This is a genomic window from Nocardioides sp. Soil805 (assembly GCF_001429625.1).
Classification (GTDB): Bacteria; Actinomycetota; Actinomycetes; order Propionibacteriales; family Nocardioidaceae; genus Nocardioides.
Map to the genome: position 1 here is coordinate 180,516 of NZ_LMSU01000001.1, position 21,316 is coordinate 201,831.

The 21,316-nt window shown below is 74.5% G+C and carries 26 protein-coding genes; 14 read left to right on the plus strand and 12 right to left on the minus strand.

Going from position 1 to position 21,316, the window contains the following annotated elements:
• The first annotated feature begins 102 nt into the window (after positions 1-102).
• Entirely contained in the window at positions 103-846 is a 744-nt protein-coding gene (locus tag ASG94_RS00895) for a maleylpyruvate isomerase family mycothiol-dependent enzyme (RefSeq protein WP_056924573.1), read from the plus strand.
• A complete protein-coding gene (locus tag ASG94_RS00900) occupies positions 843-1,529 on the plus strand; it encodes an MBL fold metallo-hydrolase (RefSeq protein WP_235537077.1) in 687 nt (228 codons plus the stop codon). The genes ASG94_RS00895 and ASG94_RS00900 overlap by 4 nt, the downstream gene beginning before the upstream one ends.
• 6 nt (positions 1,530-1,535) lie before the next feature.
• Here ASG94_RS00900 and ASG94_RS00905 read toward each other — a convergent pair whose 3' ends face one another.
• Genes ASG94_RS00905 through ASG94_RS00930 form a run of 6 tightly spaced genes read right to left on the minus strand, consistent with a single transcriptional unit; the run spans position 1,536 to position 6,296 of the window.
• The gene (locus tag ASG94_RS00905) at positions 1,536-2,174 is read right to left on the minus strand and encodes a GTP cyclohydrolase II (RefSeq protein ID WP_056924574.1); all 639 of its coding nucleotides are present in this window, start codon (positions 2,172-2,174) and stop codon (positions 1,536-1,538) included.
• Positions 2,171-2,866, minus strand: a complete 696-nt coding sequence (locus tag ASG94_RS00910; RefSeq protein WP_056924575.1) for a RibD family protein — start codon at positions 2,864-2,866, stop codon at positions 2,171-2,173. The genes ASG94_RS00905 and ASG94_RS00910 overlap by 4 nt, the downstream gene beginning before the upstream one ends.
• A complete protein-coding gene (locus tag ASG94_RS00915) occupies positions 2,859-3,863 on the minus strand; it encodes a lysylphosphatidylglycerol synthase transmembrane domain-containing protein (RefSeq protein ID WP_200957996.1) in 1,005 nt (334 codons plus the stop codon). Before ASG94_RS00915 ends, ASG94_RS00910 begins: the two co-directional genes overlap by 8 nt.
• The gene (locus tag ASG94_RS00920; RefSeq protein ID WP_056924577.1) at positions 3,860-4,921 is read right to left on the minus strand and encodes a glycosyltransferase family 4 protein; all 1,062 of its coding nucleotides are present in this window, start codon (positions 4,919-4,921) and stop codon (positions 3,860-3,862) included. The genes ASG94_RS00915 and ASG94_RS00920 overlap by 4 nt, the downstream gene beginning before the upstream one ends.
• Positions 4,918-5,313 (minus strand): 6-pyruvoyl trahydropterin synthase family protein, encoded by a 396-nt coding sequence (locus tag ASG94_RS00925; protein ID WP_056924578.1) that lies wholly within the window; start codon positions 5,311-5,313, stop codon positions 4,918-4,920. The genes ASG94_RS00920 and ASG94_RS00925 overlap by 4 nt, the downstream gene beginning before the upstream one ends.
• Entirely contained in the window at positions 5,301-6,296 is a 996-nt protein-coding gene (locus ASG94_RS00930) for a zinc-dependent alcohol dehydrogenase (protein WP_056924579.1), read from the minus strand. The genes ASG94_RS00925 and ASG94_RS00930 overlap by 13 nt, the downstream gene beginning before the upstream one ends.
• Positions 6,297-6,396: 100 nt before the next feature.
• Here ASG94_RS00930 and ASG94_RS00935 point away from each other — a divergent pair, with 100 nt between their 5' ends.
• The 3 genes from ASG94_RS00935 to ASG94_RS00945 are packed head-to-tail and all read left to right on the plus strand — an operon-like array spanning position 6,397 to position 9,347.
• Positions 6,397-8,079, plus strand: coding sequence for a sulfatase-like hydrolase/transferase (locus tag ASG94_RS00935; RefSeq protein WP_082623849.1), 1,683 nt, complete (start codon positions 6,397-6,399; stop codon positions 8,077-8,079).
• Positions 8,080-8,121: 42 nt separating this feature from the next.
• Positions 8,122-8,640 carry a sigma-70 family RNA polymerase sigma factor gene (locus tag ASG94_RS00940; RefSeq protein WP_056924581.1) on the plus strand — a complete coding sequence of 173 codons (519 nt, stop codon included), beginning with the start codon at positions 8,122-8,124 and terminating at the stop codon, positions 8,638-8,640.
• A complete protein-coding gene (locus ASG94_RS00945; RefSeq protein ID WP_056924582.1) occupies positions 8,637-9,347 on the plus strand; it encodes an anti-sigma factor family protein in 711 nt (236 codons plus the stop codon). Before ASG94_RS00940 ends, ASG94_RS00945 begins: the two co-directional genes overlap by 4 nt.
• Here ASG94_RS00945 and ASG94_RS00950 read toward each other — a convergent pair.
• The 3 genes from ASG94_RS00950 to ASG94_RS00960 form a co-directional block, all read right to left on the minus strand.
• Positions 9,336-9,695: a hypothetical protein gene (locus tag ASG94_RS00950; RefSeq protein WP_056926199.1), complete on the minus strand. Its 360-nt coding sequence runs from the start codon at positions 9,693-9,695 to the stop codon at positions 9,336-9,338. The genes ASG94_RS00945 and ASG94_RS00950 overlap by 12 nt on opposite strands.
• 63 nt (positions 9,696-9,758) lie before the next feature.
• Positions 9,759-10,541 (minus strand): class I SAM-dependent methyltransferase, encoded by a 783-nt coding sequence (locus ASG94_RS00955; RefSeq protein ID WP_200957997.1) that lies wholly within the window; start codon positions 10,539-10,541, stop codon positions 9,759-9,761.
• On the minus strand, positions 10,538-11,305 hold the full coding sequence (locus ASG94_RS00960) for a CDP-alcohol phosphatidyltransferase family protein (protein ID WP_082623850.1): 768 nt from the start codon (positions 11,303-11,305) through the stop codon (positions 10,538-10,540). The genes ASG94_RS00955 and ASG94_RS00960 overlap by 4 nt, the downstream gene beginning before the upstream one ends.
• Before the next feature lie 76 nt (positions 11,306-11,381).
• Between ASG94_RS00960 and ASG94_RS00965 the strand changes: the two genes are divergently transcribed.
• Together ASG94_RS00965 and ASG94_RS00970 are read left to right on the plus strand one after the other, a co-directional pair.
• Positions 11,382-12,233 carry a class I SAM-dependent methyltransferase gene (locus ASG94_RS00965; protein ID WP_056924583.1) on the plus strand — a complete coding sequence of 284 codons (852 nt, stop codon included), beginning with the start codon at positions 11,382-11,384 and terminating at the stop codon, positions 12,231-12,233.
• A 9-nt stretch (positions 12,234-12,242) separates the two neighbouring features.
• The gene (locus ASG94_RS00970; protein WP_056924584.1) at positions 12,243-12,779 is read left to right on the plus strand and encodes a GNAT family N-acetyltransferase; all 537 of its coding nucleotides are present in this window, start codon (positions 12,243-12,245) and stop codon (positions 12,777-12,779) included.
• A gap of 45 nt (positions 12,780-12,824) precedes the next feature.
• Here ASG94_RS00970 and ASG94_RS00975 read toward each other — a convergent pair whose 3' ends face one another.
• Positions 12,825-13,199: a nuclear transport factor 2 family protein gene (locus ASG94_RS00975; protein WP_056924585.1), complete on the minus strand. Its 375-nt coding sequence runs from the start codon at positions 13,197-13,199 to the stop codon at positions 12,825-12,827.
• 106 nt (positions 13,200-13,305) lie between these two features.
• Between ASG94_RS00975 and trxA the strand changes: the two genes are divergently transcribed.
• Positions 13,306-13,971, plus strand: a complete 666-nt coding sequence (gene trxA / locus ASG94_RS22585; protein WP_082623851.1) for a thioredoxin — start codon at positions 13,306-13,308, stop codon at positions 13,969-13,971.
• Between the two features lie 51 nt (positions 13,972-14,022).
• Here trxA and ASG94_RS00985 read toward each other — a convergent pair whose 3' ends face one another.
• Positions 14,023-14,886, minus strand: a complete 864-nt coding sequence (locus ASG94_RS00985; RefSeq protein ID WP_056924586.1) for an alpha/beta fold hydrolase — start codon at positions 14,884-14,886, stop codon at positions 14,023-14,025.
• A 66-nt stretch (positions 14,887-14,952) separates the two neighbouring features.
• On the opposite strand from ASG94_RS00985, the gene map reads away from it, so the two are divergent.
• Together map and ASG94_RS00995 are read left to right on the plus strand one after the other, a co-directional pair.
• Complete coding sequence (gene map / locus ASG94_RS00990) at positions 14,953-15,720, plus strand: type I methionyl aminopeptidase (protein ID WP_056924587.1); 768 nt, start codon at positions 14,953-14,955, stop codon at positions 15,718-15,720.
• A 5-nt stretch (positions 15,721-15,725) separates the two neighbouring features.
• Positions 15,726-16,535, plus strand: coding sequence for an Fpg/Nei family DNA glycosylase (locus tag ASG94_RS00995; protein ID WP_056924588.1), 810 nt, complete (start codon positions 15,726-15,728; stop codon positions 16,533-16,535).
• A 15-nt stretch (positions 16,536-16,550) separates the two neighbouring features.
• Here the strand turns inward: ASG94_RS00995 and ASG94_RS01000 are convergent, their stop codons facing one another.
• A complete protein-coding gene (locus ASG94_RS01000; RefSeq protein ID WP_056924589.1) occupies positions 16,551-17,051 on the minus strand; it encodes a hypothetical protein in 501 nt (166 codons plus the stop codon).
• Positions 17,052-17,200: 149 nt separating this feature from the next.
• Between ASG94_RS01000 and ASG94_RS01005 the strand changes: the two genes are divergently transcribed.
• The 4 genes from ASG94_RS01005 (at position 17,201) to ASG94_RS01020 (ending at position 21,299) form a co-directional block, all read left to right on the plus strand.
• On the plus strand, positions 17,201-18,700 hold the full coding sequence (locus ASG94_RS01005; protein ID WP_056924590.1) for an arylsulfatase: 1,500 nt from the start codon (positions 17,201-17,203) through the stop codon (positions 18,698-18,700).
• A gap of 1 nt (position 18,701) precedes the next feature.
• Entirely contained in the window at positions 18,702-19,631 is a 930-nt protein-coding gene (locus ASG94_RS01010; protein ID WP_082623852.1) for a formylglycine-generating enzyme family protein, read from the plus strand.
• Positions 19,628-20,560 carry an HAD family hydrolase gene (locus tag ASG94_RS01015; RefSeq protein WP_056926202.1) on the plus strand — a complete coding sequence of 311 codons (933 nt, stop codon included), beginning with the start codon at positions 19,628-19,630 and terminating at the stop codon, positions 20,558-20,560. The genes ASG94_RS01010 and ASG94_RS01015 overlap by 4 nt, the downstream gene beginning before the upstream one ends.
• A gap of 61 nt (positions 20,561-20,621) precedes the next feature.
• Positions 20,622-21,299, plus strand: coding sequence for a hypothetical protein (locus tag ASG94_RS01020; RefSeq protein WP_056924591.1), 678 nt, complete (start codon positions 20,622-20,624; stop codon positions 21,297-21,299).
• Positions 21,300-21,316 lie beyond the last annotated feature (17 nt).

Consider the following 21,316-nt stretch of genomic DNA (forward strand, 5'->3'; position numbering starts at 1 on the left):
ACAAGTGTTCGTCACGCCGCGCCGGGTTGCAACCCGCCGCGCGGTCGATTCTCGATCCTACGGGGCTGCACAGCACCCCTACGTGTGTGTTGAATGACAGCCATGACGCACACCGCTCCCCCCGACCCGGGGGCCGAGGCCCCGCCGTGGGTGCCCACCCAGCTCGAGCTGCTCGCCGGGGCCAACCAGCGACTGGTGCGCACGGTGGACGCCCTCGACGCCGACGAGATGGCCCGGCCGTCGCTGCTGCCGGGCTGGACGCGCGCCCACGTCGTGGCCCACCTCGCGCTCAACGCCGAGGCCCTCGAGGAGGTGCTCAGCGCTGCGGCCCGGGGCGAGTCGCGACCGATGTACGCCTCCCAGGAGGCGCGGGACGCCGACATCGAGGAGCTGGCGAAAGCGCAGGTCAGCGAGCTGCGGGAGCGCGTGCTGGCCTCCACCCACTGCTTCGACCGGGGGGCGGAGGCGGTGGCGGGCGAGGACTGGAAGCGGCGCTTCGAGCGCACGCCCGGTGCCGGCTCGACACTGTCCGTCGCCACCGTCCCCCTGATGCGCCTGAGGGAGGTGGAGATCCACCACGCCGACCTCGGGGCCGGCTACACGGCGGCCGACTGGCCGCCGGCGTTCTGCGCCGTCCTCGTCGAGTCGATGACCAGGCGCCCGTACCCCCAGCCGTTCCGCGTGCTGGCCCGCGACCTCGCCCGGACGTGGGACTTCGGCGAGGGCCCCGCCGTGGCCAACGTCACCGGCGACGCCTCCTCGTTGGGGTGGTGGCTCACCGGCCGCGGCGACGGTGCCGACCTGACCGTGGACCAGGACCGACTCCCGGAGGTGCCCTCGTGGTGAACGACAGCGTGGACGACAGCGGCTACACCGGAGACGTCTCGCCCGGCGGCCCGCCCGGCGTACGCCGCATCGGGGGCATCACGCTCACCAAGCTGGCGGTGGACCCCCAGATGTCCAACAACTGCTACCTGCTGCGGTGCACGGAGACCGACGAGCTCGTCCTCGTCGACGCCGCGGCCGACGCACCCCGGCTGCTGGAGCTCGTCGGAGACGGGTCGCTGACCACCGTGGTCACCACCCACCAGCACTGGGACCACCACCGTGCGCTCGCGGAGGTCGTGGCCGCGACCGGGGCGATGGTCGTCGCCGGTGAGGCCGACGCCGACGCCATCACCGAGCAGACCGGGGTCGAGGTGACCCGTCGGGTCGGCGACGGCGACCGCATCGCCGTGGGCACGTGCGACCTCGAGGTGATCCACGTGGCCGGCCACACGCCGGGCTCGATCTGCCTGTACTGGCCGGAGGGGGGCGGGCACCTCCTCACGGGCGACTCCCTCTTCCCCGGCGGGGTGGGCAACACCCGCGGCGACGCCGACGCCTTCCGACAGCTGCTCGGCGACGTGGAGGCCAAGCTCTTCGGCGCCCTCCCGGACGGCACGTGGTTCTACCCCGGGCACGGCGGGGACTCCACGCTGGGCGCCGAACGCCCGCACCTCGACGAGTGGCGCACCCGCGGGTGGTAGGTCCCCTCACAGCAGGAGCCGGTGCCGCCCGCGGGTGAGCTTGGCGGCGAGGTAGCCGCCGTTGGCCCGGGACAGGTGCACCCGGGTCGGCACGAGCCGCTCCACCCGGACCCCTCCCGCCGCGAGCTGGGCAGCCTTGTCCGGGTTGTTGGAGAGCAGGTGCACCCGGTCGACGTCCAGGGCCCGCAGCATCTGCACGGCGACCGAGTAGTCGCGCTCGTCCTCGTCGAAGCCGAGCGCCACGTTGGCCTCGTAGGTGTCGAGGCCCGCCTCCTGCAGGGCGTAGGCGTCCACCTTGTTGTAGAGGCCGATGCCTCGCCCCTCCTGGCGCAGGTAGAGCAGGTAGCCGCCCGACGCCGCGATCCGGGCCACCGCCTCGTCGAGCTGGGGCCCGCAGTCGCACCGCTCACTGCCGAGGACGTCCCCGGTCAGGCACTCGCTGTGCAGTCGCACCAGGGGGACCCCCGCAGCGCCCACGGCCGGGTGCCCCACGCGATCCCCGAGCGCCAGGGCCACGTGCTCACCCCCGTCGACCAGGCCGTCGAAGGTGAGCAGTCGTGCCGGGACCGAGGAGCCGTCGGGGACGCGCACGGGCAACGAGACGGCCCTGCGGACGGTGGCCACGACCGCCGGCCCGCTGCTCATGCGGTCGCCCCGAACCGTGCCGAGAGGGCGTAGCGCAGCAGCACCACGTCGCCGATCTGGCGGCACTCGACCAGCCGGGCGCGGTGGCCGGGGTGCCACGGGAAGGCGCCGTCGCCGACGAAGCGGGGTGCTCGCGAGGAGCCCACGAAGAACGGCGCGACCACGAGGTGGAGCTCGTCGGCGGCGCCGCTGGTGAGGAACTGCGTGTGCACCCGTCCGCCGCCCTCCACCATGAGCCGCCGCACCCCGCGGTCGTGCAGGTCCTCGGACAGCCGGCCGAGCTCCACGTGCCGGCCGCCGTCGAGGACGGTGGCCACCCTCGACAGGCGCCGGCGGGCGACCGGCACCGCCTCGCTGGCGCAGTAGACGATCTTCTCGCCGTCCCCGGCTGCGAAGAAGTCGCTGCGCGCGTCGAGGTGCGCCCGCTCGGTGACGGTGACCTTGGTCGGCGACTCGGGCAGCCCGCGGGCACGGCGCTCCCGGCGCAGCTGCGGGCTGCGCACCAGCAGCCGGGGGTTGTCCGCACGCACCGTCGCCGCCCCCACGAGGATGGCGTCGCACGCCGCTCGCACCTCGTCGACCCGGGCCAGGTCCGCCTCGTTGGAGAGCACCAGGCGCTCCTGGGTCGCACCACCGAGGTAGCCGTCGAGGGAGACGCTGCAGCTGAGGATCGTGTACGGCCGCTCAGGCATCGGACCCGCCCCCGACGGCCAGCGGGGTCCGGGGGGCGGGAGCCGGGTGCTCCCCCGCGGGTCCGGGAGCGTGCCGACCCCGTACGGCGAGCAGCACCACCGCGCCGGGCAGGTTCGCGACCAGCACGACCGCGCCGTACGCCACGGCGGCAGCCACGCCGGGCCCGGCCCCGAGCCCCGCCGCGGCGAAGGCCCAGGCGGCCATGCCCTCCCGGGGACCCCAGCCGGCGAGGTTGAGCGGAAGGCCCGCCGCCACGAGGACGAGCACGGCGAGCGGGAGGACCGTCGCCGGTGGAGCGCTCACGCCGACCGCCCGTACGGCGAGCAGGTAGACCGTGACGTGCCCGACCGTCGCCACCGCCGACGCGACCACCACCCCCGGCCAGGACCGTCGCACCAGCAGGCCGAGGCGCACGTCGTCGTGGATCGCGTGGAGCGACCTGCGCCACCACCGCCCGCCTCCCCCGGGCGTCCGCAGGGCCAGCCATGCGAGGGCGGCCAGGCACGCGAGCACCAGCCCGGCGGCCGCGGGAAGCACCGGCCGCGCGGGCGACGGCAGAATCGTCAGCACCACGATCGCCAGGACCGCCTGCACCACCTGGCCCGCGAAGCGCTCCCACCCGACGGCGCGCAGGGCGGCGCCGGTGGCACCCACCGAGCGTCCGTGGGCGACCCCGCGGTGCACGTCGCCGAGCACGCCTCCGGGGAGCACCGTGTTGAGGAGCTGGGCGCGGTAGCAGGCCGCGACGGCCATCGGCAGCCCGATGGCCACGCCGAGCTCACCTGCGACCAGTCGCCACCGCCACGCGCACGCGACGGTCGTGACCACGGTGACGGCGCAGGCCAGGGCCACGGTCGGCAGGTCGAGGGCCCGCAGGCCCGCGAGGACGGGACCGCTCCCGGTCCGGTGCAGCACGAGCGCGAGGATCCCCGCCCCGACCAGCCACCGCCAGGGCATCCGGGACCGGTGCGCCCGCGACGAGGACGGCCGCCTCACGACGCCGCCTCGAGGAGGACGTGCCCGAGCTCGCGGGCTGCCGTCGGCCACCCCGTCAGCTCCGCGCGCCGGCCCACGGCCGCGGCACGCAGCGCACGGCGGAGGCCACGGTCGCAGAGCCACCGCCGCAGGGCGCCCGCGAGGGCGACGGGGTCGCCCGGCGGGACCAGGATGCCGGGCAGGTCGCCGTCGACCCTGCCCACCGCCTCCGGGACGCCTCCCACCCGGGACGCGATCACCGGGATCCCGCGGGCCAGCGCCTCGGTGACGACCATCCCGTAGGTCTCCGCCCGGCTGGGGAGGACGAGGACGTCGGCCCCGGCGTACGCCGCATCCAGATCGGGACCGGTCCGGGGGCCCAGGAGGAGGAACCGGTCCTCGAGCCCGTGCTCGACTGCGCGCCGCTGCAGGCCGGTCACGAAGGCCGGCACCGCGGTGAGGGGGCCGACGCACGCGCAGCGCCACGTCAGGTCGGCGACCTCGGCCAGGGCGGCCAGCAGCACGTCCTGCCCCTTGACCGGCGCCAGGGTCCCGACATTGAGCAGGGCCGTGCCGTCGGCGGTGCCGGTGGCGAGCCCTGCGGGGTCGACCCCGGGGCTGACGACGTGGACGTTCTCGAGGTCCGGGCCGTACGTCGTCCGCACCCAGTCGTGGCACCACCTGCTCGGCACCACGACGGCGGCCGCGCAGCACACGACCTCCCGCTCCGCGCGGCGTACCTCGTCGCTGTCGTCCTCCACGCCGACCGGCAGGTGCAGCACGAGCACGAGTCGCAGGCGGCGCGACGCCGGCACGACCACGCCGGGCAGGCGAGTGGCCAGCAGTCCGTCCAGCAGGACCACCGAGCCGTCGGGCACCTGCCCCAGCGCGTCGGCCAGCGCGTCGCGTCCGACCGCGCACGACCACGGCCGGCCGCCGTCCACCTCGACGAGGCGGATCCTCCACCCGGCGCGGCCCAACGCGTCGCAGACCCGACGGTCGTAGGTGTTGCCCCCGCTCGGGCACCGCGGGTCCGCGATGCTCTGCGGCACGAGCGCGTGGACGCGGTGGGCGGTCACAGCGACCGCTCGAAGCTCGCCCAGGCGACGTGGGACTCGTGCAGGGTCGCGCGGACCGCGGCGACGCCGCCGTCACCAGCCCGGCCACCGGCGCGGACGGCCTCGACCAACCGGTCGGCGACGTGCTGGGCGAGCACCTCGGTCGTGGTGTTGCGGCCCGCGAACGTCGGGTCCTCGTCGAGGTTGCGGAGGGTCAGGCTGCCCACCACCGCGCGCAGCGCCTCGGTCGCCCACGCGATGTCGACGAGGATCCCGTCGTCGTCGAGCACCTCGCCGCGGAAGGTCGCGTCGACCACGAACGTCGCCCCGTGCATCCGCCGGGCGGGACCGAAGACCTCCCCCCGGAAGCTGTGCGCCACCATCATGTGGTCGCGGACGGTCACCTCGAACACGGCGCCTCCTCGTCGTAGGTCACCGCGTGGCAGAGCGCGGGCAGCTCGCGGGAGGCGAGGCGGGGCATCACCGCGGGAAGGTCCGCGAAGGCCGACTCCCCGGTGAGCAGGCAGTCGAAGGCGTCGTCGTGGAGGAGCTCGAGGGCCAGCGCGAGCCGTTGCGACGTCGTACGACGCTCGCGGCGGGCCGGCGCCACCCGGCCGACCTGGCTGGCGCGCAGGCTCAGCCGGCCGGAGTGGAAGCTGCCCCCGAGCGAGAGCGTGGTCGTCGCGTCGCCGTACCAGCTGAGCTCGAGCACGGTGCCCTCCGGCGCCAGCAGGTCGAGGGAGCGCTGCAGGCCGGCCGACGAGGCGCTGGCGTGCACGACCAGGTCGCACCCTCCCGCAGCGTCGTCGGGGAGGGCGAACTCCACCCCCAGGGCCGCGGCCGCGGCGGCCCGAGCGGGGTCGACGTCCACGAGGGTCACCGAGGCGCCCGGCACGCGCGCGACCAACCGGGCGACGCAGCAGCCGAGCGGGCCGGCCCCGACGACGGCCACCCGGTCCCCCACCAGCGGCGGGGCGTCCCACAGGGCGTTGACGGCCGTCTCCACGATGCCGGCGAGGACCGCGCGCGCGACCGGGACGCCGTCCGGGACGGCGACGACAGCGGACGAGGGCACGACGTAGGCCGTCTGGTGGGGGTGCAGGCAGAACACCGTCCGACCGCGCAGTCGTGCCGGGCCGGCGTCCACGAGGCCGACGCTGAGGTAGCCGTACTTGACCGGCCCGGGGAACGCTCCGTCCTGGAAGGGCGCGCGCATCGAGTCGTACTGGTCCCGCGGCACGTGGCCGCCGAAGACGAGGGCCTCGGTGCCCCGGCTGACGGCGCTCCGCAGGGTCCGCACGAGCAGGTCCTGCGGCCCCGGTCGCCGGAGCCGTTCGGGACGGATCTCGCCGACGCCGGGCTCGCGCACCCAGAACGCCCGGGCCTGTGCTGACATCGCGCTCCGTCCCGCTCCGGTGACCTCGCCCTCGTGAACCGGCGGGGCCCCGGGCACGTTCCCTCCGGTGAGGCTTCCTGACTCCTTGAACGGAGGGGCCGTGCCCGAGGTTCAACACCGTCCCCCGCCGCGTCGCGCGGGCGTCGCGAGGGCCACCCTCACCGTCGCGGCGACGGCGCTCGTGCTGCTCGCGCTCGCGGTCCCGGAGCGGCTCGAGGGCGTGACGCCGGCCCACCTCGTCCGGCTGCCCGTCGAGCCGCTCGCCTACCTCGTGGTCGTGCTGGCGCTGCCGCCGCGTCTGGCGGGGGTACGCCGGGTGGTGGCGCTCGCGGGCGGCGTCCTGCTGGCGCTGGTGGTGGTCTTCAAGCTCCTCGACGTGGGCTTCCTCCAGGTCCTCAACCGGCCCTTCGACCCCCTCGTCGACTGGCGCTACGCCGGCGACCTGGTCGAGACGGTGCGCGGCTCCGTCGAGGGCGCCCTGGGCACCGTCCTGCTCGTGGCGGCCGCGACCGTCGTCGTGGCCGTGCTCGTGCTGGTGCCCCTGTCGGTGCTGCGCGTCACCGGCGTCGCGGCGCGGCACCGGACGGCCTCCGGCCGGCTGGTCGCCGTGCTCCTCCCGCTCTGGCTGGTGCTCAGCCTGCTCGGCGTACGGGCCGGGGCCGGCACCGTCGCCTCCGCCGAGACAGCCGGCTACGTGGTCGCCCAGGTCGGCCGCGTCCCGTCCGAGCTGCGCGACCGGCGGGAGTTCGCCCGGGCTGCGGCGGCCGACCCGGTGCGGGACGTGCCGGCGGACGAGCTGCTCACCGCGCTGCGCGGCAAGGACGTCCTCGTCGTGTTCGTGGAGAGCTACGGGCGCGTGGCGGTGGAGGGCAGCACCGTCTCCCCCCGCATCGACGAGGTGCTGGACACCGGGACGCGTCGGCTGGCCCGACGGGGCCTCACCACGCGCAGCGCGTACCTCACCTCCCCCACCTTCGGCGCCCTGAGCTGGCTGGCGCACGCGACGCTCCAGTCGGGCCTGTGGGTCGACAGCCAGCAGCGCTACGACCAGCTCGTGACCAGCTCGCGACAGACCCTCACCAGCCTGTTCGCCCGCGCGGGCTGGCGCACGGTGGCGGACGTGCCGGCCAACGACCGGGACTGGCCCCAGGGCGCCTTCTACGGCTTCGACCACGTCTACGACTCGCGTGACGTCGGCTACCGCGGACCGCGCTTCGGCTACCCGACGATGCCCGACCAGTACACGCTGGAGGCCTTCCACCGCCTCGAGCTCGCACCGCGGGACCGCGCACCGGTGATGGCCGAGATCGACCTCATCACCAGCCACGCCCCGTGGTCCCGCACCCCGCGGATGGTCGCCCGGAGCTCGGTGGGCGACGGCTCAGTCTTCACCGGGATGCCGGAGACGCTCGCCTCGGAGACCGACATCTGGCCGGACGCCGACCGGGTGCGGGCGGCGTACGGGCGCTCGATCGAGTACTCCCTGCAGGCGCTGCTGTCGTTCCTGACGGCGTACGCCGACCGCGACACCGTCGTGGTGGTGCTCGGGGACCACCAGCCGGCGAGCATCGTCTCCGGCCAGGACCCCGGCAACGACGTCCCGGTCGCGCTGGTCGCGCGCGACCCCGACGTCACGGACCGGATCGCCGGCTGGGGCTGGGACCCGGGACTGCGCCCCGGCGCCGACGCGCCGGTCTGGCGGATGGACGCCTTCCGCGACCGGTTCCTCGCGGCGTACGGCCCCGACGGCGACACTGGGACCGGGCCCGCGAGCCCGCGCTGAACCGACGGGGAGCCCCGAGCGTCTACCCGGCAGGAGGGTGAGGTGACGAAGGACGAGGTCGCGTTGATGCAGCAGGTGCACGACGAGCACGCCGACGTGCTCTGGCGCTTCTGCCTGAGCCTGGTGGGCAACGACCGCGGGCACGCCGAGGACGTCACCCAGGAGACGCTGCTCCGCGCGTGGCGCCACCCCTCGGTGCTCGAGGGCCCGCCCGCCGCCGTCCGCTCCTGGCTGTTCACCGTGGCCCGCAACATCGTCATCGACGACTGGCGCCGGCAACGCTCCCACCCGGAGACGACGGTCGCCGACGTGCCGGAGCAGCGGCGCTCGCAGGAGGACGACGCGAGCGACCAGCTCCTGCTCTCGTGGGTGGTCGCCGAGGCGTTGACCCACCTCTCGGCGGACCACCGCACGGTGCTCCTCGAGTGCTACTACCGCGGCCGACCGGTCGCGGAGGTGGCCCGGCGCCTCGGCGTCCCGGAGGGCACCGTCAAGTCACGCACCCATTACGCCCTGCGTGCGCTCAGGCTCGCACTGGAGGAGATGGGGGTGAGCGCATGACCTGCTCCTTCGCCCACGACGACGGCGCCTACGTGCTGGGCGCGCTCAGCCCCCTCGAGCGACTGGCCTACGAGAAGCACCTCGCCACGTGCGAGGACTGCGGCCGCTCGGTGCGGGCCCTCGCCGGACTGCCCGGCCTGCTGGACCGCGTCGACGCCACCGTGCTGGAGCACCCCGTCGACCATCCGCCGCTCCCGGCCACCCTGCTGCCCGCCCTGACCCGGGAGGTCGGTCGCGGCCGGCGGCGGCGGACGTTCGCGATCGCCGGGCTGGCCGCGGCGGCCGCCACGGTGGCCGCCCTCAGCATCCCGATGGTGGCGAACCTGACCGACGGGGACGCTCCCGCGTCCACACCCGGTGCCGGGTCGACTGCCGCCCCGGGTGGCGTCGAGACCCGTGCGATGGTCCCGCAGGGTGACGTCCCCGTCGTGGCGACCCTCGGCCTCGAGCGGGTCGCGTGGGGCACCCGCCTGCTGCTCACCTGCACCTACGAGCCGAGCTCGGTGGAGTACGGCCTGCCCGCCGAGGTCGACTACCTCCTCTTCGTCCGGACCCGTGGGGGCCGCACGGAGCAGGTCGGCAGCTGGCGCTCGGTCAGCGGCACGACCATGCAGGTGCCGGCCGCCACCTCCGTCGTCCGGTCGGACATCCGGTCCGTGGAGGTACGCACGACCAGCGGCCTCGTGGTGCTGCGGCTACGGGCGTGAGCGCAGCGGGTCGTCCGCGAGGAGGAGCCGTGCACCCGCCACCACCGCGACCACCTCGGCGGCCGCCGCGGTCCACACCGCCCACCCCGTCCAACCCTCGTCGACGCCGAACAGGCCGACCGTGGCTGCGAGGACGAACGCCGTCAACGTCGACAGCCCGAAACCGACCGCCAGGAACGCCGGGACCCAGTGCCGCCACGTCACCAGCAGCACGGCGATGGCCGCGCCCCCGACCGCGTTGAGGAGGAAGGCGGGACCGACGACGTCCGCGTCGCGCATCCCGTCCGACCACAGGTAGAGGTGGACGGCCGCCGACACGAGGACTGCTGCTGCTGCCAGGTAGCGCATGACGACCACCGATCCGGAGTGAGGATGTCCTGTCCGGGAAGACGCAGCGCTCCGCCATCCGGTTCAGGGCGGTCCGGCACCTCCGTCGACCAGCTGCGCCACCCCCGCGACCTTGCGGATCCGACCGGTCGCCATCCAGTCGCTCCAGAGCCGGTGGGAGGCGACCAGACGGTCGACGACCTCCTCCCCCAGCTCGGCGGAGATGGCTGCCCGGTCCGCCTCGAAGGCATCGGCGAGCGCGTCGGCCGCGAGCCGGTGGGCGCGGGTGCCGTCCCCGGTCCAGCGCAGGTCCAGCCCGACGGCCGTGAGCATGGACACCAGCTCCGCGAGCGGGACCGGCCAGACGGTGTCGGCCCCGGGCATGTCCCCCCGCTCCGGCTCCGTCAACGGCCGGCCCACCTCCACCGTGAACGCGAACCGCCCACCCGGTGACAGCGCCCGGGAGACCTCGCGGAGCAGGGCCGGCTTGTCCGGGAAGGCCAGGAACGCCTCCAGCAGGAGGACGACGTCGAAGGTGCCGAAGCGCACCGGAGGCACCGTGCCCGCCTCGAAGCGGCAGTCGAGGCCGACCGCCCGGTCGCGGGCGACGTCGACGGCGTCGGCCCGGCGGTCGACGCCGAGGTAGCGGCACCCCAGCGTCGCGGCGACCAGCCGACCGGGCCCGGCCACGCCGCAGCACAGGTCGAGCACGCGGACGCCCGGCCCCACCCCGGCCCGCCGGGCGAGCCCGAGGATCTCGCTGCCGGACATGAAGCCCTCCTGCCCGACGAGCTCCCCGGGAGCCCAGGCAGCGCTCCGGGCCCGGAGCAGGGCGTCGTCGTACGTCCTGCGCGCGACGCCGGTCACGACGCCTCGGCGCGTGCGGGCGCGGTGGTGGCCGCGGGCGCCGTGGCGACTGCGGGCGCCGTCGTGGCCGTGGTGGTGGCCCGGCGGCACCACAGCCAGCACACGTCCCGGCCAAAGGACTCGGCGAGCAGCAGCACGGCGAGGACCAGCCCGGCGTACGCCGCCACGACCGGGCCCCGGTCCGAGGCGGCGAACGTGAGCGCGATCCCCGCGGTGGCGGTCACGACCTTGCGCCAGTAGCGCGGCGGGAGGGCGGCCCGCATCCAGGGCAGCCACCAGCCCACGGCGGCGAACACGTAGCGGACCGTGCCGATGGCCAGCACCCATGTCCCCGCGGAGGCGGCGACGTGCACGCTGAGCACGAGCATGAGGAAGGCGTCCGCCTCCCCGTCCAGGCGGCCGCCGAACGCGCTGCTGGTCCTGGTCGCCCGTGCCACCCGCCCGTCCACGGCGTCGAGGACCAGCGCGAGCGTGGCCAGCGACACCAGCGGGTCGACGTCGGTCGCGCTCGACCAGGACTGGGCCACCAGGGCCGCGACGCCGCAGGAGAGCGTCGCCCGGGAGAGGGTGACGAGGTCGGCGGGACCCATCCGGGTCACCTGCTCCCTCGCCGCGGCGCGAGAGGTGGCGACGACGAGCACGAGGCCGCAGCCGAGGCCGACCGACCAGCCGACGGGACCTGCTCCCGCCGTCGCGGTGAGCAGGGCGAGGAGGACGACCAGCGCGGCGGCACCGGCCGTCAGTGCGTGGCGGACTGAGGTCACCGGGGCCTCCTGGATCGGCGTCTACGGTGGGGTACGACGGACGTCGGCGTCCGGTTCACCCGCTGCGGGAGGTGCGATGGCGACGGAGCCCGTGCGGGCCGGCTCGGCGTGGTTGGCGCTGCGGGAGCCGGCGGACGCCGAGGCCCGCAGCGACGAGCTCGTGGGGCTGCTGCGGCCGCTGCTGCCGCCGACCGCCTCGGTGGTGCACGACCTGGGCAGCGGCACCGGCTCGACGGCACGGTGGCTGGCTCCGCGGCTGGCCGGCACCCAGCACTGGGTGCTGCACGACCGGGACGCCGAGCTGCTCGACCTCGCCTCGGCGATGCCGGCGCCGAGGTCGGCGGACGGCTCGGAGGTCACGGTGGAGACCCGCCTCGACGACATCACCCGGTTGGCTCCGGGTGGGCTCGCCGGTGCGTCGCTCGTCACCGCGTCGGCACTGCTCGACATGTTCACCACCGACGAGCTGGCGCGGTTCGTCGCCGCCTGCGCCGGCGTCGGGTGCCCGGTGCTGGTGACGCTCAGCGTGGTGGGCCGGGTCGCGCTGACGCCGGGCGACCCGCTGGACGGGCGGATGGGAAGGGCCTTCGACGACCACCAGCGGCGCACCCGTCCCGGCGGCCGCCTCCTCGGCCCCGACGCGGTGGCGCGGGCCGTCGCGTCCTTCCGCGAGGCGGGACTCCGGGTGGTGGTGCGGCCCAGCCCCTGGCACCTGGGTCCCGGGTCCGCCGCGCTGGCGGCGGCCTGGCTGGACGGATGGGTCGGGGCCGCGGCCGAGCAGGACCCCGGGCTCCACGACCACGCCGCGGCGTACGTCCGGCGCCGGCGCGCCCAGCTGGAGGCGGGAGCGCTCGCCGTCGGCGTGGACCACCTGGACCTCCTGGCGCTGCCCGGCCGTCGCGCTGCGTCGACGGCACGGGCTCGCTAGGGTCACCCCATGCCCGAGCCGATCCGGGACCTGCGTCTCGTCCCCCTCTCGCACGAGCACGTGGCCGGGATGACCGAGCTCACCCTGGACCCCGAGTCGCTGCGCTTCACCCGCATCCCCGAGCCCCCGCCGGACGGCTTCGCCACGACCTGGGTCGAGCGGTACGTCGAGGGGCGCGAGCGGGGCGAGCGCGAGGCCTACGCCTTCGTCGACGAGGGCGGCGCCTTCCTGGGGGCCGGGATGCTGCCCGTCATCGACCGGCAGTCGGCCACGGTCGAGATCGGCTACATCGTCTCGCCCGGAGTGCGGCGGCGTGGCGTCGCCACCCGGGCCCTGTCGCTGCTGACCGACCGGGCCCTCGAGCTGGGCGCCGAGCGCGTCGTGCTCCACATCGCGGTCGCCAACCCCGCGTCCCAGGCGGTCGCGGAGCGGTGCGGCTACCGGCTCGAGGGGGTGCTGCGCTCGGAGTACTGGAAGCCGGGAGTGCGTGCCGACACCCAGCTCTGGAGCCTGCTCCCCTCCGACCCCCGGCCACCGCGGGACTGACCCCCGACGCGGACGGCGGGGGTCGGCCGCACGGCGGGCCCGTCGCTACTTCCTGCCCCAGACCCTCTCCTGCATGGCGGTGTCGCCGGCGGACTGGAACTTGACGACCTTGCCGTCACGGAAGGTGAGCACGTCGGCCTGGTCCGACGTCTCGCCACCGACGGTGACCGAGGTGAGCACCACGACCCTCTCGTCGTCGCCGAGGAAGTACTGCGGACGCGTGGCGAACTCCTTGCCCGCCAGCGTCATCCAGAAGCCGAGCACCTCCTCCTTCCCGTGGTACGTGCCCGAGATCGCGCTGTCGCCCGCGACGATCCACTCGACGTCGTCGTCGATCGCCTCGCTCGCGCCGTCGACGTCTGCTGCGCTGAAGGCCGCGTAGGCCCGCTTGGTCCTCTCGATGTTCTCCTGTGCTGACATGACGATCCCTGCTTCCCGGACCCCCGTGGGCCCCACCTTCGGACGCTACGTCCGGTCCGGGGGTGCGTCCATGGCTCGTGCGGACCCACCTCCTACGCTGGTCCGCATGAGCACCCGCGAGCTGACCGCTGCCACCTTCGAGGACACCGTGGTGGGTGAGGGCATCGTCCTCATCGACTTCTGGGCCGAGTGGTGCGGGCCGTGCAAGCAGTTCGGCCCGATCTTCGAGACCGCGTCGGAGAAGCACCCCGACATCGTCTTCGGCAAGGTCGACACCGAGGCCGAGCGCGAGCTGGCCGGGATGGCGGGCATCTCCTCGATCCCGACGCTGATGCTCTTCCGCGACGGGATCCTGCTGTTCAACCAGGCCGGCGCCCTGCCGCCCCAGGCGCTCGAGGGCGTCATCGAGCAGGCCCGCGAGCTCGACATGGACGCGATCCGCGCCCAGATCGCCGAGGCCGAGGCGCACCCGGACGAGCTCGACCTGGACACCTTCGCCGCGCAGCACGCCGACGGCGGCTACGTCCTCGACGTGCGCGAGACCGACGAGTTCGCCGGGGGCCACGTGCCCGGCGCCGTGCACATCGCCATGAACGACGTGCCGCAGCGGCTGGCCGAGATCCCCACCGACCGACGCGTCCACGTCATCTGCCAGAGCGGCGGGCGCAGCCGTGCGATCACCGAGTACCTCCAGTCCAACGGGGTCGACGCGGTCAACGTGACCGACGGCACCGCCGGCTGGGCACAGCGCGGCTGGCCGCTCGACCGGTGACCCGGTCGCGCCCGGGGTGTCGTCCCCGAGCGCGGCGGGACACCGGTGGCGTCACCGGTGCGCGTCGAGCCAGGCGATCACGTCGCGGGTGACCTCGTCGCGGTTGGTCTCGTTGAAGACCTCGTGGCGGGCGTCGTCGTACAGGCGCACCGTGACGTCGGCGACGCCCGCGTCGCGGTAGCGCTGCGCGAGCACCTGCACGAGGTCTCCCCCGCCGGCCAGCGGGTCCGCGGCGCCCGACACCACCAGCAGCGGCAGGTCGCTGCGGATCCGGGCCAGTGCCGCGGGATCGGCCAGCGTCGCGGCGGCACCGAACAGCGCGGGCACCGTGTCGTCGGGGAGGTCGAAGCCGCACAGCGGGTCCGCCACGTAGGCGTCGACCTCGGCCTCGTCCCGGGAGAGCCACTCGTAGCCGGTGCGCTGCTCGAAGCCGGCGTTGAAGGCCTCGAGGCCGACCGGGCCCTCCGCCTGCGCCAGCCCGGCGGCCATCAGGTCGAGGGCCGTCGAGCCGGAGAGCACCACGCCGTCGTAGAGGTCGGAGTGCTCGAGGAGCACCGACTGCGCCGCGAACGAGCCCATCGAGTGGGCGACGAGGAAGACGGGCAGCTCGCCGGCGGACTCCCGCACCGAGGCGCCGTACGCCGCGACGTCGGCGATCAGGCCCTCGAAGCCGGCGACCCCGAAGTCGCCCGGCGTCCCGGTGATCGAGGCCCCGTGGCCGCGGTGGTCGGTCGCGTGCACGACGTACCCGGCGGCGTTGAGGGCGCGGGCGAGGCGGTCGTAGCGCGCGCCGTGCTCGGCGAGGCCGTGGGCGACCTGGACGACGCCGACCGGGTCGTCGACATCGTCCCAGGTGTACGTCGCGAGCACGGTGTCGTCGGAGGGGGACGTGAACGTGGAGGGGGTGGCGGTCATGCCGCCACGCTAGGGCGGCCGTGGGGGCTGCGCGACCCCTGTGGTGCCGCCCCTAGGCTGACGGGTGTGATCGAGCTGCGCAGCCCCACCCAGATCGAGCAGATGCGTCCCGCGGGACGCTTCGTGGCCGAGGTGCTGACGCACCTCTCGGGCGTCGTCGACGTCGGCACGAACCTCCTCGAGATCGACGCGATGGCGCACGACATGATCCGGGAGCGCGGCGCCGAGTCGTGCTACATCGACTACCACCCGTCGTTCGGGGCATCGCCGTTCGGCAAGGTCATCTGCACGTCGGTCAACGACGCGGTGCTGCACGGGCTCCCCCACGACTACGCGCTCGCCGACGGGGACCTGCTCACCCTCGACTTCGCGGTGTCCGTCGACGGGTGGGTGGCCGACTCGGCGCTGTCCTTCGTCGTGGGCACGCCGCGCGCGGAGGACCTGCGCCTCATCGAGGTCACCGGACGGGCCCTCGAGGCCGGGATCGCGGCGGCCCAGGCCGGCAACCGGATCGGCGACATCGGCCACGCGATCGGGTCGGTGGCCCGCGAGGCGGGCCTCGCCATCAACATGCAGTTCGGCGGGCACGGGGTCGGCCGCACGATGCACGGCGACCCGCACATCGCCAACGACGGCTCGCCGGGTCGCGGCTTCCCGCTGAAGCCCGGCCTCGTCATCGCCATCGAGCCGTGGTTCCTGCACACCACCGACGAGATCTTCACCGACCCCGACGGCTGGACGCTGCGCAGCACCGACGGGTCCCGCGGCGCGCACATGGAGCACACCATCGCGATCACCGAGGACGGCCCGATCGTCCTCACCGCCCGGGACTGACCGGCGTGCCCGAGCTGCCCGAGGTCGAGAGCGCACGCGCGGTCGTCGAGGCCGGGGCGCTCGAGCGCGAGATCTCGGACGTGGACGACTCCGACACCTGGGTCTGCCGGCCGCACTCCCCCGGCGAGATCCGCGACGCCCTCGTCGGCCGCCGGCTGACGGCAGCCCTGCGCCGCGGCAAGAGCATGTGGTGCGAGACCTCGGACGACGGTGCGGTGCTCGGCCTCCACCTGGGCATGAGCGGACGCATGGTGGTGACCGACGGCTCCGGGGCCCCCGTGGAGGGCGGTGACCGGGTCCGCGGCCTGACCGCCACCTCGCCCGACCGGGACCCCGCGTGGGACCGGTTCACGATCCGCTTCGCCGACGGCGGCGAGCTGCGGCTCTTCGACAAGCGCAGGCTGGGCCGGGTGCGGCTCGACCCCGACCTGACCCGCCTGGGCCCGGACGCCGCCGAGGTGGGGGTCGCGGAGTTCCGCGAGCGGGTCGGCCGCGGCACTGCACCGGTCAAGGCCCGGCTCCTCGACCAGTCAGTCATCGCCGGGGTCGGCAACCTGCTGGCCGACGAGACGCTGTGGCAGGCCGCGCTCGACCCGCGCCGCCGGGTCGACAGCCTCGACCACGACACGCTCACCGCCCTGCACTCCTCGCTGAGGAAGGCGACCCGCGCCGCGATCCGCCGCGGCGGGGTGCACACCGGCGAGGTCATCGAGCACCGGTCGGCGGGCGGGCACTGCCCCCGCTGCGGGGCTCCGATGCAGCGCGCCACGGTCGGCGGCCGCACGACGTGGTTCTGCTCGCAGGAGCAGGCCTGAGGGCACCTCGTCCGCTCATCGGGCCCAGAGGCCGAACGGTCGCAGCAGGGCCTCCACCTGCCCCTCGAGGTGCCGAGCGTCGGCGCGCTCGGGGCAGGCGGCCCAGCTGACCTCCGGGGCGAGCCGGACGAAGGCCTCGCGCGCCCAGTCCCGGGCCCGCCCGGCACGACCCGCGCGCAGGCCGTCGAGCCGGTCCTGCACCCACGCCGGGTCGGCCAGCGCGCGGTCCAGGGCCGCCTCGCCGAAGCCGGACACCGGCGCCGACCCGGTGCGATGGACCGAGAGGCGGCCGTAGAGGCCCTGGGGGCGACCGGTGCCGACGCGCTCGCCGGCGCTGCCGACGTACCGGACGTGGTGGGAGTCGTGCTCGCGGAAGAGGTAGACGCCGGGCAGCCGCGGCGCCCACGGCAGCGCCTCGGCGAAGGGCGCCCACCCCGACCACTCGGCGAGCTCCTCGACCTCGGCGTAGGCCTCGAGCCTCGCGGTCGTGTCGTGGGGGGTCTCGAGATCGATCATGGGCGCACTGTGCCGCGGACCACCGACAACCGGGGCGCGCTTCGCTCCTCACCCACTGCGGATGAGGCCGCCCGTCCGGGGTGCGACCTAGCCTGCCGGGACGTCTCGATCCGTGAGGCGTCGACGACCCGCACGCCGAGGGAGCTCTCGTGTCCGACCGACCGAACATCCTGATCATCTGGGGCGACGACATCGGCATCAGCAACCTGAGCTGCTACAGCGACGGCCTGATGGGGTACCGCACACCGCACATCGACCGGATCGCCCAGGAGGGCGTCCGGTTCACCGACTACTACGGCGAGCAGAGCTGTACGGCGGGTCGCGCGGCGTTCATCACCGGCCAGAACCCGTATCGCACCGGGCTGACCAAGGTCGGCATGCCCGGGGCCGACATCGGCCTGCGCGCCGAGGACCCGACCATCGCGACGGCACTGAAGTCACTGGGGTACGCGACCGGCCAGTTCGGCAAGAACCACTTCGGCGACCGCGACGAGTTCCTCCCCACCGCCCACGGGTTCGACGAGTTCTTCGGCAACCTGTACCACCTCAACGCCGAGGAGGAGCCGGAGCTCTACGACTACCCGTCGGAGGATGAGTTCCCGGACTTCCGCAAGAACTTCGGCCCCCGCGGGGTGATGCACTCGTGGGCCGAGCCGGACGGCACCCAGCGCATCGAGGACACCGGGCCGCTCACCCGGGAGCGGATGAAGACGATCGACGACGAGATCGTCCCCGAGGCGCTGCGCTTCATGCGCGACGCCCAGGACAGCGACACCCCGTTCTTCCTCTGGCTCAACACCACCCACATGCACTTCCGCACCCACGTCAAGGACGGCAGCCGCGGCCGGGCCGGCCGCTGGCAGTCGGAGTACCACGACACGATGTGCGACCACGACGACCTGGTCGGGACGGTGCTCGACTTCCTCGACGAGCAGGGCCTGGCGGACAACACCATCGTCATGTACTCCACCGACAACGGTCCCCACATGAACAGCTGGCCCGACGCGGGGATGACGCCGTTCCGGAGCGAGAAGAACACCAACTGGGAGGGGGCCTTCCGGGTTCCTGCCCTCGTCCGGTGGCCGGGACGCATCCCCGCTGGCGAGGTGCGCACCGGGATCGTCAGCCACGCCGACTGGTTCGTGACCCTGCTCGCCGCGGCGGGCGACAAGGACGTCGCCGCACGGCTGAGGCAGGGCACCGACCTCGCCGGGACGGCGTACAAGGTGCACCTCGACGGGCACGACCAGCTCGACTACGTCACCGGCGTGACCGACGAGAGCCCGCGCAGGCACTTCTTCTACGTCTCCGACGACGGCGACCTGACCGCGCTGAGGTACGACAACTGGAAGTTCGTCTTCCTGGAGCAACGTGCGAGCGGCACGCTGCGCATCTGGGCGGAGCCGTTCACCGAGCTGCGCTTCCCCAAGCTCTTCAACCTGAGGACCGACCCGTACGAGCGGGCGGACGTCACGTCGAACACCTACTACGACTGGGTGCTCGACCACGCCTGGGCGTTCGTCCCGGCCCAGGCGTACGTCGCCCGGATGATCCAGAGCATCGTCGAGTTCCCGCCCCGCCAGGAGCCGGCGAGCTTCAACCTGGAGCGTCTGATGGAGAAGCTCAAGGCCGGCGTCGGGAGCAGCTGACGTGCTGGTCGACCTGCCCGGTGGCACGTTCACGATGGGCTCCGACCGCCACTACCCCGAGGAGGCGCCGACGCACGGGGTGCGTGTCGACGCCTTCTCGATCGACGCGACCGCGGTGACCAACGCCGAGTACGCCGCCTTCGTCTCGGCCACCGGCTACGTCACCGTCGCCGAGCGCCAGCCCGACCCGGCCGACTACCCGGACGCCCCCGCCGAGAACCTCCAGCCGGGGTCGATGGTCTTCACGCCGACCCGCGGCCCCGTGGACCTGCGGCACCTGAGCCAGTGGTGGCGGTGGAAGCCGGGCGCGAGCTGGCGGCACCCGCGGGGTCCGCGGAGCTCGATCGACGCGCTGCTCGACCACCCCGTCGTGCACGTCGCCCACGAGGACGCGCAGGCGTACGCCGCGTGGGTGGGCGGCTCGCTGCCGACCGAGGCCGAGTGGGAGTACGCCGCCCGGGGCGGTCTGGAGGGAGTCGACTTCACGTGGGGCGACGAGCCCCGGCCGGGCGGCCGGATCATGGCCAACACGTGGGACGGCCCCGACTTCCCCTGGCGCAGCAGCGGCGAGAGCGGCTTCCTGCGCACCGCACCGGTGGGGAGCTTCCCGGCCAACGGCTACGGCCTCCTCGACATGGCCGGCAACGTCTGGGAGTGGACCGACGACTGGTGGACCGAGCGTCACCCCGACGCGGTCGACAAGCCCTGCTGCCTGCCCAGCAACCCCCGTGGCGGGGACCTCGAGCGCAGCTACGACCCTGCCCAGCCGCAGTTCCGGATCGGGCGGAAGGTGGTCAAGGGCGGCTCCCACCTGTGCGCGGACAGCTACTGCCTGCGCTACCGACCCGCGGCGCGGCGACCGCAGATGGTGGACACCGGCACCAGCCACCAGGGCTTCCGGTGCGTCCGCCGCGGCGAGGGCGCACCGTGAGCACCGCCGACACCGGGCGCCTGCCGTCCTGGCGACCGGGTCCGACCCGCGACGCCGTCCTGGCCTTCCTCGACGCCGCCCCGTCCGTGCCGGTCGAGCAACGGGTGGCCTGCTTCGACAACGACGGCACCCTGTGGTGCGAACGCCCGCGCTACCCCCAGCTCGACTTCTTCGTCGACGCCCTCACGACCGCGGTGCGGGCGGATCCGGGACTGGCCGACGCCCCGGAGCTGGCGGCCGTGCTGGGCGGTGACCGGGCAGCCATCGGCGAGATCGGGCTGGAGCGGATCGCGCTCGCCCTCACCGGTCTCTTCCGGGGCGTCACGCCCGAGGACTTCACGGCCCGGGTCCGCGAGTTCGCCGCCCGCGCGGTGCACCCGACCCTGAGCCGCCCCCTGCGGGACACGACCTACCTGCCGATGCTGGAGCTCATCGCCGCGCTGCGGCGCATCGACTTCACGGTCTTCGTGGTCACCGGCGGCGGGACCGAGTTCGTCCGCGCCCTCAGCCAGCAGCTGTACGGCGTACCGCCGGAGGCCGTCGTCGGCAGCCTGATCGACTACGACTTCGCCCCCACGACCGCGGGCTCCGGCCCGCGGCTGACCCGGGCCGACCGGCTGGTCGGCACCGCGAACGAGGGTGCCGCCAAGGTCACCCACATCCAGACCCAGCTCGGGCGACGCCCGATCCTGGCCGCCGGCAACTCCGGGGGCGACCGGGAGATGCTCGAGTGGGCCGCGTCCGCCGGCGGCCCGACCCTGGCGCTGCTCGTCGACCACGACGACGCGACGCGGGAGTTCTCCTACGTCAGCACGGCGGAGACCGTCGCCGAGCCGGAGCCGATCACCGACGTCGGCGCGCGACTGGGGTGGACCGTCGTCAGCATGGCCGACGACTGGGACGCCGTCTTCCCCCCGACGACCCGCTGACGTGGTGGACGGTGGCCCCATCGCGTGGCACCCTCCCCCCACGGGTGCGTGAGGGGGAGCCATGGTGCTGGCGATCGTGCGGGTCTGGGTCGCGCTGGCGCTGATGGTGTCCGGCGGTCTGATGTACGCCGCCTCGTGGCAGCGCTGGGTCGGCGCCTGCCCGTGGGACGGGGACCAGGACACCCCGGCGTGCTGGACACGGATGGACCACCTCTACGACTTCCTGGCGCCGTCGGAGCCGTGGACGCCCGCCGGGGACGCGGCACAGCTCGCCGGCTCGTCCCTCCTCGTCCTGGCGCTCGCCCTCGTTCCCCTGCCGTGGGCCCTGACCGGGCGCCGGCCCGGGCCGGGCTCCGCCGTGGGGCTCCTGCTCACCGTGCTGGCCGTGGTCGCCGTGGGGCTGGCGACCCTGCGCTCGGGCCTCGCGGGCGAGGTCGTCCGGCCGGTCGCCGACGACCTCGTGATGTGGCTCTGGTTCCTGGTCCCACCCGTCCTGTTCGGACGTATCGCCGTGCTGTCCCCCGGGTGGGCGGCGCGCGCCGCGGCGGTGCTGCTGGTGCTGGCGTCGCCGCTGGTCGCGGGCTTCACCTACGCGATCGGCCCCTTCGACGCCCAGCCGTGGTGGGAGGCGATCTCGGGCGTGCTGACGGTGCTCGCGAGCGCCTGCGTGCTCGTTGAGGCCGTACGACGCGTGGTCCGGACCCGCGACGTCGTCCGCGAGCCGGCGGGAGTGGGCTGACCGCGGTGTACCGCGCG